The sequence below is a fragment of the Actinoplanes sp. NPDC051405 genome (genome assembly GCF_055586185.1).
The window spans coordinates 79,289-93,779 of sequence record NZ_JBVJIR010000011.1 but is presented as its reverse complement, the minus strand read 5'-3'; the positions used below and the strand labels follow the sequence as shown (position 1 = coordinate 93,779).

General features: G+C 70.7%; 14 protein-coding genes. 9 read left to right on the top strand and 5 right to left on the bottom strand.

The window, feature by feature from the left end; all coding sequences use genetic code 11:
• Nucleotides 1-63 precede the first annotated feature (63 nt).
• Together ACZ6S4_RS23730 and ACZ6S4_RS23725 are read left to right on the top strand one after the other, a co-directional pair.
• Nucleotides 64-465, top strand: coding sequence for a response regulator (locus tag ACZ6S4_RS23730; protein WP_465477001.1), 402 nt, complete (start codon nucleotides 64-66; stop codon nucleotides 463-465).
• 236 nt (nucleotides 466-701) lie between these two features.
• Nucleotides 702-2,423 (top strand): DNRLRE domain-containing protein, encoded by a 1,722-nt coding sequence (locus tag ACZ6S4_RS23725; RefSeq protein ID WP_465477000.1) that lies wholly within the window; start codon nucleotides 702-704, stop codon nucleotides 2,421-2,423.
• A 6-nt stretch (nucleotides 2,424-2,429) separates the two neighbouring features.
• Here the strand turns inward: ACZ6S4_RS23725 and ACZ6S4_RS23720 are convergent, their stop codons facing one another.
• Together ACZ6S4_RS23720 and ACZ6S4_RS23715 are read right to left on the bottom strand one after the other, a co-directional pair.
• Nucleotides 2,430-3,224, bottom strand: a complete 795-nt coding sequence (locus ACZ6S4_RS23720) for a class I SAM-dependent methyltransferase (RefSeq protein WP_465476999.1) — start codon at nucleotides 3,222-3,224, stop codon at nucleotides 2,430-2,432.
• Between the two features lie 4 nt (nucleotides 3,225-3,228).
• The gene (locus ACZ6S4_RS23715) at nucleotides 3,229-3,990 is read right to left on the bottom strand and encodes an SDR family oxidoreductase (RefSeq protein WP_433722476.1); all 762 of its coding nucleotides are present in this window, start codon (nucleotides 3,988-3,990) and stop codon (nucleotides 3,229-3,231) included.
• Nucleotides 3,991-4,133: 143 nt separating this feature from the next.
• Between ACZ6S4_RS23715 and mshA the strand changes: the two genes are divergently transcribed.
• Genes mshA through ACZ6S4_RS23700 form a run of 3 tightly spaced genes read left to right on the top strand, consistent with a single transcriptional unit; the run spans nucleotide 4,134 to nucleotide 7,180 of the window.
• A complete protein-coding gene (mshA, locus tag ACZ6S4_RS23710; RefSeq protein ID WP_465476998.1) occupies nucleotides 4,134-5,438 on the top strand; it encodes a D-inositol-3-phosphate glycosyltransferase in 1,305 nt (434 codons plus the stop codon).
• Nucleotides 5,432-5,929 carry a type III secretion system chaperone family protein gene (locus ACZ6S4_RS23705; protein WP_465476997.1) on the top strand — a complete coding sequence of 166 codons (498 nt, stop codon included), beginning with the start codon at nucleotides 5,432-5,434 and terminating at the stop codon, nucleotides 5,927-5,929. The genes mshA and ACZ6S4_RS23705 overlap by 7 nt, the downstream gene beginning before the upstream one ends.
• Complete coding sequence (locus ACZ6S4_RS23700; RefSeq protein WP_465476996.1) at nucleotides 5,930-7,180, top strand: MFS transporter; 1,251 nt, start codon at nucleotides 5,930-5,932, stop codon at nucleotides 7,178-7,180.
• A 280-nt stretch (nucleotides 7,181-7,460) separates the two neighbouring features.
• Here the strand turns inward: ACZ6S4_RS23700 and ACZ6S4_RS23695 are convergent, their stop codons facing one another.
• Both ACZ6S4_RS23695 and ACZ6S4_RS23690 read right to left on the bottom strand, forming a co-directional pair.
• The gene (locus tag ACZ6S4_RS23695; RefSeq protein ID WP_465476995.1) at nucleotides 7,461-8,180 is read right to left on the bottom strand and encodes an SAP domain-containing protein; all 720 of its coding nucleotides are present in this window, start codon (nucleotides 8,178-8,180) and stop codon (nucleotides 7,461-7,463) included.
• A gap of 523 nt (nucleotides 8,181-8,703) precedes the next feature.
• Nucleotides 8,704-10,116, bottom strand: a complete 1,413-nt coding sequence (locus ACZ6S4_RS23690) for an MDR family MFS transporter (protein WP_465476994.1) — start codon at nucleotides 10,114-10,116, stop codon at nucleotides 8,704-8,706.
• A gap of 133 nt (nucleotides 10,117-10,249) precedes the next feature.
• Between ACZ6S4_RS23690 and ACZ6S4_RS23685 the strand changes: the two genes are divergently transcribed.
• Nucleotides 10,250-11,008: a phosphoglyceromutase gene (locus ACZ6S4_RS23685; protein ID WP_465476993.1), complete on the top strand. Its 759-nt coding sequence runs from the start codon at nucleotides 10,250-10,252 to the stop codon at nucleotides 11,006-11,008.
• Between the two features lie 70 nt (nucleotides 11,009-11,078).
• Here the strand turns inward: ACZ6S4_RS23685 and phoU are convergent, their stop codons facing one another.
• On the bottom strand, nucleotides 11,079-11,726 hold the full coding sequence (gene phoU, locus ACZ6S4_RS23680; protein ID WP_465476992.1) for a phosphate signaling complex protein PhoU: 648 nt from the start codon (nucleotides 11,724-11,726) through the stop codon (nucleotides 11,079-11,081).
• A 217-nt stretch (nucleotides 11,727-11,943) separates the two neighbouring features.
• Here phoU and ACZ6S4_RS23675 point away from each other — a divergent pair, with 217 nt between their 5' ends.
• The 3 genes from ACZ6S4_RS23675 to ACZ6S4_RS23665 all read left to right on the top strand — a co-directional run bounded on the left by ACZ6S4_RS23675 (nucleotide 11,944) and on the right by ACZ6S4_RS23665 (nucleotide 14,470).
• Entirely contained in the window at nucleotides 11,944-13,245 is a 1,302-nt protein-coding gene (locus tag ACZ6S4_RS23675) for a sensor histidine kinase (RefSeq protein WP_465477179.1), read from the top strand.
• A gap of 30 nt (nucleotides 13,246-13,275) precedes the next feature.
• Nucleotides 13,276-13,959 (top strand): response regulator transcription factor, encoded by a 684-nt coding sequence (locus ACZ6S4_RS23670; RefSeq protein ID WP_212986497.1) that lies wholly within the window; start codon nucleotides 13,276-13,278, stop codon nucleotides 13,957-13,959.
• Between the two features lie 103 nt (nucleotides 13,960-14,062).
• Nucleotides 14,063-14,470, top strand: coding sequence for a MerR family transcriptional regulator (locus tag ACZ6S4_RS23665; RefSeq protein WP_465476991.1), 408 nt, complete (start codon nucleotides 14,063-14,065; stop codon nucleotides 14,468-14,470).
• The last annotated feature ends 21 nt before the right edge of the window (nucleotides 14,471-14,491 follow it).

The window sequence follows — 14,491 nt, the reverse complement described above, 5'->3', positions numbered from 1 at the left end:
AAGCCGTACCGGTGCGGCGCCGCGCCGATAGCGTGTTTCGTGAGTAGAGCCAAGGAGGCCGCCATGACTGAGGCCACGCAGGAGCGCCCCACGGTCCTCGTCGTCGATGACGAGGAGGACCTGCGCGACATCATGCGCCGGATGCTCGAGCGCCGCGGCTTCGCCACCCTGGTGGCCGGCGATCGCGCGCAGGCCGTCGCGGTCTGCCAGGACCATCCCGGGGTGATCGACGTACTGGTCACCGATCTCAACCTGCCCGGCGACTCGGGTGGCGAGCTGGCCCGCACCGCGACCGGGCTGCGTCCCGAGATGGGCGTCGTGTTCATCTCGGGCCTGCCCAAGGACATCGCCGTCACCAAGGGCCTGATCGGCCCGGACGCGTTGCTGGTCAAGAAGCCGTTCACCGCCGATCTGCTGCTCGAGGCCCTGCGCTCGATCCTCGACCAGCGGGCACCGACCGTGTGACGACCTGAACGAGAACGCCGCCGGAGCTGCTCCGGCGGCGTTTTCTGCGTTCCGGGGTCGGCCGAACGGTGGAGGTGCTGTCGGCCGCAAAGCCCTTCATCCGCTGGGGCTCCTGCCGCCAGAGGGTCCACTGTGGCGCGGCTCCCGGCCTGCACCCGTACGCGATCCGGGCCGGCACCCGCCCGCGCCGAACCTGAATGTCAGACAGCAATTGTTTGACATACAGGGGGAACGACGTGACGGCCAGGCGCAGGACGATCGGAGTCGCACTGACGGGTGTGGTGGTGGCCGGCGCGGGCGTCGCGCTGACCGGTACGGCGAACGCCGCGACGACAACCGAGACGACGACCACCTACAGCACCGACGACGCCTACACGTCCAGCACCCGCCGGACGGCGAACTTCGGCTCGGCCGACAAGCTGGTGGTCGGCAAGGAGTCCGGGGAGACCCGGCTGTCCTATGTGAAGTTCGCGCCCAAGGTCGCCGCGGGTGCCACCGTCACCGCGGCCGAGCTGCGGCTGCCGGTGGAGAGCAAGCCGGTCGCCGCCACGCTCAGCGTCTACTCCGTCGCGGGCACGTGGTCGCAGCAGAAGATCACGGCGGCGAACGCGCCGGCCCTCGGCGCGCTGGTCGCCTCGATCAAGCCGCGGATCACCGACACGACGCTGCGCTTCGACGTCTCCAAGGTGGTCACTCGCGGCGGCACCTACGCGTTCGCCCTGAAGTCCGCCGCCACCACCGGCGTCACCCGGGTGCGCGCCATCGAGTACGGCACCGCCACCGCCGGCGGCCCGGAACTGGTGCTGACGGTCAAGCGCACCACGGCCACGGCCGTTCCGACCAAGCCGGCGACCACGCCCCCGGCCACCCCCGCCACCACCGCGCCCACCAAGGCTCCGGTAGCGACGGCCCCCACGACCACGGCACCCACGACCACGGCGCCTACGACCGCGCCAACCACCATCCCGCCGACCACCACCGCGCCGACGGCGACTCCGTCCGCCACCCCGCCGGCGGAGTGTGTCACCGGTGCGCTGCTCGTGCCGTCCTGCGGCGTGCTGTGGGGCGCCGCGGCCGGCGGCTTCACCGACACCCCGCGCGACCAGGCCCTCAAGACCTGGGAGACGCTCACCGGGCGCACCGCGACGATCTTCCACCAGTACCACAAGGGCGACGAGCAGTTCCCGACCAAGGCCGAGATCGCCATGACCCAGGACCCGCAGCGCCCGCGGGTGCTGCTGCTGAACTGGAAGGTCGCCTACAACTCGACCTGGGCCAAGGTCGCCGCCGGCCAGCAGGACGCCCGGATCGACAAGTGGTCCGCGTACGTCAAGCAGAACTTCCAGCAGAAGTTCTTCCTGGCGCTGCACCACGAGCCGGAGAACGACGTGCAGACCACCGCCGCGTCGGGCATGACCGCCAAGGACTACGCCGCGATGTACCGGCACGTGATCACCCGGCTGCGGGCCAACGGCGTCACCAACGCCGTCAACGTGCTCGCCTACATGGGCAACGAGAAGTGGATGGCCCAGTCCTGGTGGAAGGACCTCTACCCGGGCGACGCGTACGTCGACTGGGTCGGCCTTGACTCCTACGTCAGCGTGGAGAAGGGCTACTACCACTACGGAGACATGGGCGACATCCTCGACCGGCAGCCCACCGGCGGCGGCCTCGGCTGGTACGACTGGGCCGTGCAGAACCACCCCACCAAGCCGATCATGGTGGCCGAGTGGGGCATGTACCACCGCCGCGCGACCGTCACCGACAAGTCCGCCGCGTTCGCCTCGGTCGTCCCCGAGCTGAAGGCCCACCCGGCGATCAAGGCCGTCGTCTACTTCGACACCGCCAGCGACGACGAGGGTGACCGCGACATCTCGGTGAACTCGATGCCGAGCAGCCTCACCGCGTTCAAGAAGGTCGCCGCCGACCCGATGTTCAAGGTGACCATCGGCAAGTGACGCCGCTCAACCCGGTATCGGGCCGGTCCGTTCGCGGGCCGGCCCGGTCGGCTGTCCGGGCCAGGGAACGGTCAGCTCACCACGGCGCCACCGGGCCGGACCGGGCAGCACCGGCCACTGCTCGCGGAACTTCTCGACGGTGGCCCGCCACCGCTGCCGCGGACCGAACGGCGTGGCCGACGCGTCCCAGGCGGCGCCCAGGGTGCGCAGCAGGTCGTGGATCGGGAACCCGGGCACGTTGTGGTGGATCAGGGCCTTGGGCAAGCGTTCGGCGAAAGTGGCCGGATGGTCCAGATCGGACAGTCGTGCCGACAGGGTCAGCGTCTGCGGTCCGTCCGCGCCGACCACCGCCCAGGTGGCGATCCGGCCCAGCTCGTCACAAGTGCCCTCGATGAGCAGGGCGCCGGTGGCGGTCATGGTGGCCCACGCGGCGGGCACCTCGTCCTGGTCGTACTGGCGCAGCACGTTGAACGCGCGGACCACCTGGGGGCGCAGGCCGGCCAGCTCGAAGCCACCCCGGCGGAACTCCAGCAGCGGCGGGTCCGCCCACGGCTGGGCGTCGCTCACCCGTACCGGATCGATCTCGAGACCGACCACCGCGATGTCCGGGCGGACCTGCGCGGCCAGCCGGCCGCGCAGCTCGACAGCCGTGACCGGCGTCGCGCCGTAGCCCAGATCCACGACCAGCGGTGCGGTCGCGCGGGCCAGCAGCTCCCCGCAGCGGTACGCGATGAAGTTGTCCACCCGGCGCAGCCGGTTGGGGTTCGTGGTGCCCCGGGTGACCGCACCGACCGGCTTCATGGCGTCAGCTCTGCTCCCGGGCCACCTTGTGCTGGGCCGCCTGGGCGATCGGGCGCACCACCAGCCGGTCGACGTTGACGTGCTGCGGCCGGGTGGCGACCCAGGCGACGCAGTCCGCGATGTCCTCGGCGACCAGCGGCTCGCGCACCCCGGCGTAGATCGCGTCGACCTTGGCCGGGTCACCGAGGCGGTTGAGCGAGAACTCCTCGGTGCGCACCATGCCCGGGTCGATCTCGATGACCCGCACCGGCCGGCCGGCCAGCTCCAGGCGCAGCGTGCCGACGAGGGCGTTCTGCGCGTGCTTGGCCGCGGTGTAACCGGCGCCACCCTCGTAGACCGTGAAGGCCGCCGTCGACCCGACGGTCACCACCGTGCCCGCGCCACTGGCCTCCAGGGCCGGCAGCAGCGCCTTGGTGACCCGCAGCGTGCCGAGGACGTTCACCTCGTACATCCACTGCCAGTCGGCGACCGAGCCGGCCTCGACCGGGTCCATCCCGCGCGCGCCGCCCGCGTTGTTGACCAGCAGCGCGACCGGCGCACCGAGCTCGTCGACCGCGGCGGCCAAGGCATCCACGGCAGCGTCGGACGTGATGTCGCACACCACCGCGGTGGCGTCCGCGCCGAGCTCGGCGACCAGCTTCTCCAGCCGGTCCGCCCGGCGCGCGGCAGCCACCACGTGGAAGCCCTCGGCGGCCAGCCGGCGCGCGGTGGCCGCGCCGATGCCGCTGGACGCCCCGGTGACGACGGCGATCTTCTTCTGCACCATCCTTTGATCCTGCCTCACCGCGGTGGGAGAGCTGGGTCACCCCCGGCCTCCTGGCGTTGGGTTGAGGGCCCGCCGATGGGGAAGATGAACGTCGGCGTAACAGTTCCCCGTTACGTTCCACTGCTTTCGCGAAGGGACACGACGTGGCTGAGCTGCGGGCTGCAGGCCCCTGGCCGACACCCCGGCGCATCGCCACCCTCTCCGTGCACACCTCGCCGCTGGAGCAGCCGGGCACGGGCGACGCCGGTGGCATGAACGTGTACATCGTCGAGGTGTCCAAGCGGCTGGCCGAGCGGGACGTCGAGGTGGAGATCTTCACCCGCGCCACGTCGAGCGAGCTGCCGCCGGTCGTCGAGATGGCGCCGGGCGTGACTGTGCGCCATGTCACCGCCGGCCCGTTCGAAGGCCTGTCGAAGGAGGAGCTGCCGTCGCAGCTCTGCGCCTTCACCAACGGCGTGCTGCGGGCCGAGGCCGCGCGCCCGCCGGGCGCGTACGACCTGATCCACTCGCACTACTGGATGTCCGGGCAGGTCGGCTGGCTGGCCCGGGAACGCTGGGGCGTCCCGCACGTGCACACCGCGCACACCCTGGCCAAGGTGAAGAACAGGTTCATCGCCGCCGGGGACCGCCCCGAGCCCAAGGCCCGGGTGATCGGCGAGGAGCAGGTCATCGCCGAGGCCGACCGGCTGGTGGCCAACACCCGCTTCGAGGCCCAGGACCTGGTCAGCTGTTACGACGCCGACCCGACCCGGCTCACTGTGGTGCAGCCGGGTGTGGACCTGGACCGCTTTCGACCCCGGTCCACCCGGGCGGCCGACCGCCGCCGGCTCGGCCTGCCCGAACGCGGGTACGTGGTGGCCTTCGTCGGCCGGATCCAGCCGCTCAAGGGCCCGGACGTGCTGATCAACGCGCTGGCCGCGCCCGCCCTGCGCGACGAGGACGTGACCGTGGTGATCTGCGGCGGCCCCAGCGGCAGCGGCCTGGACCGGCCCACCGCGCTGATCGAGCTGGCCGCCTCGCTCGGGGTCTCGCACAAGGTGCGCTTCGTGGCGCCGCAGACCGGCGAGGCCCTGGCCGCGCTGTACCGGGCCGCCGACCTGGTCGCCGTCCCCTCCCACAACGAATCGTTCGGGCTGGTCGCGCTGGAGGCCCAGGCCTGCGGCACGCCGGTCGTCGCGGCGGCCGTGGGCGGTCTGGTCACGGCGGTCACCGACGGCGTCAGCGGGGTGCTGGTGGACGGGCACGAGCCCGCCGTTTGGGCCAGGGTGCTGGCCGATCTGCTGCTGGCGCCGGCCCGCCGGCTGCGGCTGTCGATCGGAGCGGTCCGGCACGCCACCAACTTCTCCTGGGACCGCACCGCGGACGGTCTGTTGCGGGTCTACCGCGAGGCGGTGACCGAGCACCGTGCGCTGATCGAGGCCCGCCTGGCAGGCTCGTTCTCATGGTGACCGAGATCGGCGCGCTGATCGAGCGGGTCTGCGCGGAACGCGAGCTGGAGTGCGAGTCCACCGGCGATGCCTCGTGGGTGGTGACACTGCCCGGCACGCACAAGCTCAAGACGGCCTGCAACCTCATCGTGGGTGAGCACGCCCTGCGCATCGAGGCGTTCGTGATGCGCCACCCGGACGAGCAGAGCGAGGAGCTCTGGGCCTGGCTGCTGCGCCGCAACGCCCGCATGTACGGCGTGAGCTTCTCGATCGACGCGGCCGGCGACGTCTACCTGACCGGCCGGGTGACGCTGAAGGGCCTGGACGAGGACGAGCTGGACCGGCTGCTCGGCGCGGTGCTGACATACGCCGACGAGTCCTTCGACTCGATGCTGGAGATCGGCTTCGGCTCGTCCATCAAGCGCGAGTGGGAGTGGCGGGTCAAGCGCGGGGAGTCGCTGGCCAACCTCCAGGCCTTCGCCCACCTCGCCGACAAGGAAACCCCCGGCTAAGTGCCGACCGGGCGCAAGTGGTGGACGGACGCGGCCGGTGGACTGCCCGCGACGTACTGGTATCTCTGGACCGGTCTGCTGATCAACCGGGTCGGCGGATTCGCCGTGCTGTTCCTGAGCCTGTATCTCACCGCTCAGCGCGGCGCGAGCCCGGCCCTGGCCGGCCTCATCGTCGGCGGGTACGGCATCGGCGGCGTCGCCGGCACTCTGCTCGGCGGCGTGCTCACCGACCGCTGGGGCCGCCGCTCCACGCTGCTGGCCTCGCACTTCGCCACCGCCGCGCTGCTGGTCGCGCTGGCGGTGAGCACGGATCTGCGGTTGGTCGCCGGGCTCGGCCTGCTGCTGGGACTGGCCCAGTCGATGCCCGGCCCGGCGTTCGTCGCGGCGATCATCGACGTGGTGCCCGCCGAGCGTCGTTCCCGGGCGTTCAACCTGCAGTTCTGGGCGTTCAACCTGGGCATGGCCGGGGCGTCGCTGCTGGCCGGGCTGCTGGCCGAGTGGAGCTATCTGGGGCTGTTCCTGATCGACGCGGCGTCGACTCTGCTCACCGGCGTACTCATCGCCTGGAAGGTCCCGGAGACGCTCATCCGGCGGCCGCGTATGGCCGCCGCGAAAACCGGCGCGGTGCTGGCCGACAAGATCTTTCTGGTCTTTGTCGGCCTGACTCTGCTGCAGGCGCTGCTCTACGCGCAGACCAGCACGATCGTGCCGCTGGCGATGAGCGACGACGGGCTCAGCCCGTCGAGCTACGGACTGGTGACCGCGCTGGGCGGGGCGCTGATCGTGGTGGGCCAGCTGTTCGTGCCGCGGCTGATCGACCGGCACCGCAAGGACCGGGTGCTGGCCACGGCGGTGGCGGTGATGGCGGTGGGTTTCGCGACGCTGACGTTCGCCGACCGGCTCGGCGGCTACCTGGTGGCGGCGGCGATCTGGACGGTCGGGTCGATGCTGGCCGCGCCGCCGAACGCGGAGATCAATTCGGAGCTGGCGCCGGTCGAACTGCGCGGGCGCTACCAGGCGGTGTTCTTCCTCACCTTCCCGGCGGCGGCCTTCCTGGCGCCGGCCCTGGGCGGGGTGAGCCTGCAAGCTTTCGGCTCGGCGCACTGGCTGATCGTCGCCGCCGTGGGTGTCGTCGCCGCGATCCTGCATCTGGCGGCGGGTCCGAGCCGGGAGCGAAGAGTGAAGGCTGCGGAGCTGAAGGCCGTGGGGGCTGACGGCGCCGGCGGCGGCGGGCGACACCCATCCCCATAGGCGTCGCCCGCACTAACCGCCGGTCTCGGGTAACGCCGTCCCCCAACGGCTGATGCCACCCGTCCCCGAACGCCGATCCGCGGTGGCCCCGAAGGGCCGACCCGTTCCCCGAACTGACGGCTCGGCGTCCATCGACCACGCTAGTTGGGCCGGTCAAGGGCCACAAGCGGGTTGGCTGTCTGCCATCTGTCTGAACCGTCACACCTGGCAACTTCACCCTCACGGATGATGCCCGCCTCGGTCGTCCGGCTGTCAACCGCTGGCCGTCTGCCGTTCGTCCCTACTTCTTCGAGGCCTTCTTCTTGGCGCTTGTCGTCTCGACCTTGATGAGCCGCTGCACCAACTCCGGCTTCTTCAACTCGCCGGTGCCCTTGACGCCGTGCCCCCGCAACCGCCGGCGCAGATCATCGACCTTCATCGCAGCGATGGCGCTCTCGCTGACGTCCGGGGTGTTGGGCGTGTCGTTGTGCGAGGTCGGGTTCTTGCTCTTGGCCGAGCTCGTCTTCTTGGCCGAGGTGCTCGTCTTGGCTGAGCTTGTCTTGGCCGGGCTCGTCTTGGCCGGAGTGCTCTTCTTGGTCGCGGCGACCTCGGCCTTGATGAGCTTCTTGACCAGCGCGGGCTTCTTGAGATCGGCGGTGTCCTTGACCCCGTGCCCACGCAGCTTGCGGCGCAGCCCGCCGACCTTCATCTCGGCGATCGCGCTCTCGCTGACGTCCGGGGTGTTGGGGGTGTCGTTGTGCGAGGTCGGGTTCTTGCTCTTCGTCGTCTTCTTGGCCGAGTTCGTCTTCTTGGTCGTCTTGGAAGCGGCGACTTCGGCCTTGATGAGTCTCTGGACCAGCTCGGGCTTCTTGAGCTCGGCGGTGTCCTTGACGCCGTGAGTGCGCAGCTTCTGCCGCAATTCGGCGACCTTCATCTTGGCGATCGCGCCCTCCCGGACATCAGGAGTGTTGGGGGTGTCATTACGCGCCGTCGGATTCTTGGCGGACTTGGTGGCTGCCACGCGGTGTCATCCTCTCGAGTTTCGTTGTGGAGCTGCGTCGATTGAATACACCTACCCCCTAAGGCCGCGGCGGACACCAAGGTCGGTTGTCGGTGCCATTCGGGTATCTGGTCAGCGGGCTTCGAGGAATGCCTCGGCGGCGTGAGCCTTTCGCGAACGGCATGTCCGCGTCTTCGGGTCCGCTCACAGTCAGACGGCGCGATCGCGTGCCGATGCGGTTCGTGGCCGGGGCGGCCACGGTCGACGGCGAAAGGGATGGTGTTGGCCCGGCAGCGATATGGGCCCTACCGCCCTGGCGGTTTCGCGGTGCTTTCGCGAGCGGCTCGACGTTTCGCCGTCGGCGGCGCCGCAAGGCCGCCAGACATCGGGAGCTTCGCCAGGAACGGCGAGGTCGCATTGAAGCAGTTGTCGCCCGGTGGGCGACTCGATGATCGCCCAGCTTCGTTCGTCAGGCTCGGAGCGCGCCCCACAGCCCAGCCGAGGCGCCCGCTGGTCGTGAGCGGGCACCCAGCATGACCGTGAGCTAGTCGCGGGCCGGCACCCTGATCGGCGCAGGCGGCGTGGTGTCCTCCTCGTGCCGGACCTCGCCGGTCGACGGCGGCGGCCCGGCCGGCTCGTGCTCGGTGGCGGGTGCAGTCGCCGGTGTCGGCTCGGTCCCGGCCGCGGGCGGTGCTGCGGGTGACGCCCCCACCGCCGATGCCGGCTCGCCCGGCTGCGTGGCAGCGCGCAGAGCTGCCACCCGCCGCTCGCGAGCCGGCCCCGACGCGATCTGCCCCGCCGCCACCACGATCCCGATCCCGGCACACCCCAACCACAGCACCGTGCTCCCCAGGTGCTGCTGCACAAAGCCACCCACAATCGGCGCCAATGCCGACCCGGCCGACCAGGACAGCGAGTTCACCCCCTGATACCGCCCGCGCAGAGCCGCCGGCGACAGCTCCGCGATCAGCGCCGAGTTCGACGGCGATTGCAGCATCTCGCCCAGCGTCCAGATCACCACCGACACCGCGTACAGCGCCACGGTCCCGGCGAAGGCGTTGAGGCCGAAGCCCACGCCCATGATCAGGGTGGCCAGGGCCAGGACGCGGGTGCGGTCGTGGCCGTCGATCAGTTTCGGGACGAAGAGCTGGCCGGCCACGATCATCAGGCCGTTGATGGCGATGACCCAGCCGAACGTGGCCGGGCTCAGGCCGTCGGCGCTCATCGAGATCGGCAGCGTCGACATGTGCTGCATGACCACCAGGACGACGAAGAAGTTGAGCAGCAGGAAGCCGACGAACACCCGGTCACGGAAAACTGTGCCCAGGCCGGGGCCGCCGCGGGTCCTTGTCGCCTCGGCCGGTTTCGCGGTGCGGGCAGGCCGGGTCTCGGCCAGGAAGATCATGCTGATCACCGCCGTCACCAGGGTGGTGCCCGCGTCCACGATGAACAGCAGCAGGTAGTCGAACTGGGCGGCGAAGCCCGCCAGGATGGCCGCGCTGGCGAAGCCGAGGTTGATCGCCCAGTAGTTCAGGGAGTAGGCGCGGATCCGGTCCCGGTCCGGCACGATGTCGATCATCATGGCCTGGAATGCCGGGCGGACCCCCTCGGCGAAGACGCCGAGCAGCAGAGCCCCGGCGGCCAGCTGCCAGAAGCCTTCGGCGAAGCCGAGCGTGAGCATCAGCGCCGCGGCGCCGAACTGGGCGGTCAACAGCGTCGGGCGCCGGCCCCAGCGGTCGGCCAGCACCCCGCCGGTCATGGTGCCGACGGCGCCGCCCACCCCGTACGCGCCCAGCACCAGGCCCGCCTGGCTCTGGCTGAAGTGCAGTGCCTGGGTCAGGTAGATGGCCAGGTAGATCACCACGAAGGCGCCCAGGCGGTTGATCAGGGTGCCGGTCCAGAGGAACCAGAACTGTCGTGGCAGACCGCCCGTCGCCTGCTGTAACCACCCGCGCACGCCGACCCCCGTAAGCACCGCAACACTCCTACAGCCTTACAACCTACTGATCGGGGTCCGGCGGCGCAGCCGGGTTTCCACGTGGTGGTCGCCACTGAGGGTCGGCGCACGCGCCGGCCGGGGCTGCGGCAGGATGGAGGGCATGACTGTGGGGACCCTTGTGCTGCTGCGGCACGGTGAGAGTGAGTGGAACGCCAAGAACCTGTTCACCGGCTGGGTCGACGTCGACCTCACGGCCAAGGGTGAGCAGGAGGCCCGGCGGGGCGGCGAGCTGTTGAAGGAGCACGGCCTGCTGCCCGACGTCGTGCACACCAGCCTGCTGCGCCGCGCGATCCGCACCAACGAGATCGCGCTGCACGCCGCGGACCGGCACTGGATCCAGGTGCGCCGTTCGTGGCGGCTCAACGAGCGCCACTACGGCGCCCTGCAGGGCAAGGACAAGAAGCAGACCAAGGAGCAGTACGGCGAGGAGCAGTTCATGCTCTGGCGCCGCTCGTACGACACCCCGCCGCCGCCGATCGACGACAGCGACGAGTATTCGCAGTTCGCCGACCCGCGCTACGCCCAGCTGCCGCCGGAGCTCAAGCCCCGCTCCGAGTGCCTCAAAGACGTCCTGGAGCGTGCCCTGCCGTACTGGTACGACGCTGTCGTGCCGGACCTGCTGGCCGGCAAGACCGTGCTGGTCACCGCGCACGGCAACTCGCTGCGCGCCATCGTCAAGCATCTCGACCAGATCTCCGACGAGGCGATCGCCGGGCTGAACATCCCGACCGGCATCCCGCTGCGCTACGACCTGGACGAGAACCTGCGTCCGGTCACCGCCGGCGGCGCCTACCTCGACCCCGAGGTCGCCAAGGAGGCCGCCGCGGCGGTCGCCAACCAGGGCCGCTGACCTCCGGCAAGCTGACAGCGGAAAGGCCGGGCCGCCCCCGTGGCGTCCCGGCCTTTTTCGCGCTCGTAGGTCAGTTCTGGACGGGCTTGCCGGTGATCAGGTAGATCATCTGCTCGCCCGCGTTCACCGCGTGGTCGGCGTACCGCTCGTAGAAGCGGCCCAGCAGCGCGCCGTCGATCGCGGTCTCCGCCCCGTACGGCCAGTCGTCGTGCAGCAGGATCTTGAACAGGTCGCGTTCGAGGTCGTCCATCGCGTCGTCGTCCTTCTCCAGCTCGGCCGCAAGGTCGGCGTCGGGGCTGGCCAGGACCGTAGTGATCTTGTCGGCCATCCGGTCGGCGACCTCGGCCATCTGCCGGAAGACGGGCCGCAGCTCGGCCGGCACCGCCGGTGACGGGTGCCGGCGCAGGGCGGTCTTGGCCACGTGCTCGGCCAGGTCGCCCATCCGCTCCAGGTCGGCCGAGATGTGCAGGGCGGTGATGACCATCCGCAGGTCGGACGCGACCGGCGCCTGCCGGGCGATGGTGTCCGCCACCTTGGCCTCGACCTGGCGGTAGATGTCGTCGACCTCCGCGTCGCGCGCCACCACCGCGTCGGCGGCCTCCCGGTCGGCCTTGAGCAGGGCGGTGGTCGCCTTGCGCATCGCGGCGCGGACCGATTCCGCCATGGTCACCAGCAGGCGACTGACCTCGCTGAGGTCGGCCTGAAACTCCTCGCGCATGATTTTCGTCCCGGGGTTCGGGGCTGCCGGCGAACCGGTGGCAGCCGGGTTGAGCTGGACTCGCGGGGCCCAGGCTAGGCGGGCGCGGCGGCCTGAACATGAACGGCGGTGAACGACGCCGGGCCTGGTGGTGAACATTGTTCGAAGCGCGCCGGATTTGTCCGGTTAGCCGTACGGTCCAGGTAAACAATGACCCTACGATCGCAGCGTGGATCCGGTGTTCGGCACAGCCCTCGTTCTCGTCGCCCTCGCCCTCGGCGGGGTGGCCGGGTTCCTGCTGTCCCGGCGCGGCCGGACCGGGCCGCCGGTCACCGCGGCCCGCAAGAAGCCGGCCGCGGCCCGGTCGACCGAGGGGGGACGAAAGATCGACATCGACGAGGAGCGCCTCGGCAAGCACGGCATGAAGGGCCTCGGCCGCAAGAGCCTGGACTCACTGCGCGTCGGCGTGGTGGTGCTCGACGCGCAGGACGAGCCGGTGCTGGTCAACCCGGCGGCGCGGGCCATGGGGCTGCTGCGCTCCGGCGGTGCTCCCGGGACGATCGCGGCCCATCCGATCCTGCGTACCCTCGCCGGTCAGGTCCGCCGCACCGGCGTGCGCCGCGAGGTCGAGCTCGACCTGCCGCGCGGCCGCGCCGGCGGGGCCCAGGCACCGCTGGGGCTGCACCTGCGCGCCGTGGCCCTCAATTCCACGCACGTCGCGGTGGAGGCGGCGGACGTGACCGAGTCGCACCGGCTGGCCCGGGTCCGCCGGGACTTCGTCGCGAACGTCAGCCACGAGCTCAAGACCCCGATCGGCGCGCTGCAACTGCTCGCCGAGGCCCTGCTCGACGCGACCGAGCTGCCCGAGGCCGAGCTGGCGGACCGTTCCGAGGACCTGATCGCGGCCCGGCGGTTCGCCGAGCGCATCCATCACGAGTCCGCCCGGATGGGCCGGCTCGTCAACGAACTGCTCGAACTGACCCGGCTGCAGGGCGCCGAACCGTTGCCCGCCCCGGAGCCGGTCGCCCTGGACTGGGTGATCGCCGAGGTCGTCGACCGCACCCGCACCACGGCGTCGGCGAAGGGCATCGAGGTCGTCTACACCGGTCCCAAGGGCGCGACCGTGTACGGCAGCGACAGCCAGGTGGCCACCGCGGTCACCAACCTCGTCGAGAACGCGATCGCCTACTCGGGCGAGGACACCAAGGTCGGCCTGACCATGCGCCAGGACGACGACTGGATCGAGATCGACGTCACCGACCAGGGCATCGGCATCGCCCCGCACGACGTCGACCGGATCTTCGAACGCTTCTACCGGGCCGACCAGGCCCGTTCCCGCTCGACCGGCGGCACGGGCCTGGGCCTGGCCATCGTCAAGCACATCGCCACCAATCACGGCGGCCGTGTCGAGGTGTCGAGCACACTTGGCGGTGGCTCGACGTTCACCCTGCGCCTACCGGCGCGACCCCCGGAAACCCCCATGCCGTTACCGGCGGCGATTGAGATCGAGTCCGGCCCGGCCGGGCTCCCTTCGGCCTGACCAGGCCGCCCTTCAAGGAAGGAACCCCCATTGGCTCGCGTGCTCGTGGTCGAGGATGAGGAGTCGTTCTCCGACGCCCTGTCGTACATGCTGCGCAAGGAGGGCTTCGAGGTGTCGGTCGCGGCGACCGGGACCTCGGCCCTGACGCAGTTCGACCGGACCGGCGCCGACATCGTCCTGCTCGACCTCATGCTGCCCGAGATGTCCGGCACCGAGGTGTGCCGGCAGCTGCGGCAGCGTTCCGCCGTACCGATCATCATGGTGACGGCCCGGGACAGTGAGATCGACAAGGTCGTCGGGCTGGAGATCGGCGCCGACGACTACGTCACCAAGCCGTACTCGCCGCGTGAGCTCGTCGCCCGGATCCGCGCGGTCCTGCGCCGGCAGGGCGCGGAGGCGGCGGAGGTGACGACGCCGACGCTGGCGGCCGGCCCGGTCCGGATGGACGTGGAACGGCACGTGGTGACGGTGGACGGCTCGTCGGTGCAGCTGCCGCTGAAGGAGTTCGAGCTGCTGGAGCTGCTGCTGCGCAACGCCGGCCGGGTGCTGACCCGGGGCCAGCTGATCGACCGGGTCTGGGGCGCCGACTACGTGGGCGACACCAAGACCCTGGACGTGCACGTGAAGCGGCTGCGGTCGAAGGTCGAGCCGGAGCCGTCCGCGCCCCGCTTCATCGTCACGGTCCGGGGTCTGGGATACAAGTTCGAGCCGTAGGCCCGGTGGCACGAACGTGCGATGTGGAGGGTGTGAGCAGCCGATAGCTTCAGGTCACCACGGCGAGCGAGCACGCTGCGCCGGGCCTGAACCGAGGTGTCTCATGAGTTCTTCCCCTTCGCGTCGGATCGTGCTGTCGATCGCCGTCGCCGGCCTTGTCTCCCTCTCCGTTGCTGCCTGCGGCAGTTCCGGCACCGGCTCGTCGTCGGGGGCCGCACCGACTGCCGCGGCCGCTACCACCGGGGCGGCGGCCACGCCCGCGGGAGACAGCAAGACCGTGTCGGCCACCGACCTGTGCGCTTTCCTCGAGAAGAACGTGTCCCGCTGGAAGGCGGCGGGCGGGGAGTTCGCCGCGATGACCCAGGTCACCGTGGAGTTGTCCAGCTTCTATCAGGAGCGGGGCCTGGTCCCGCCGGACACCGAGCTCGACGTGCAGACCAAGGCGGAGTGCCCGGACGTGCGCACCGAGGTGCTCAAGACCATCGGGTTCGACAACTTCACCGAGCTGTGAGGCGACGGGCGCCGGCCTGGC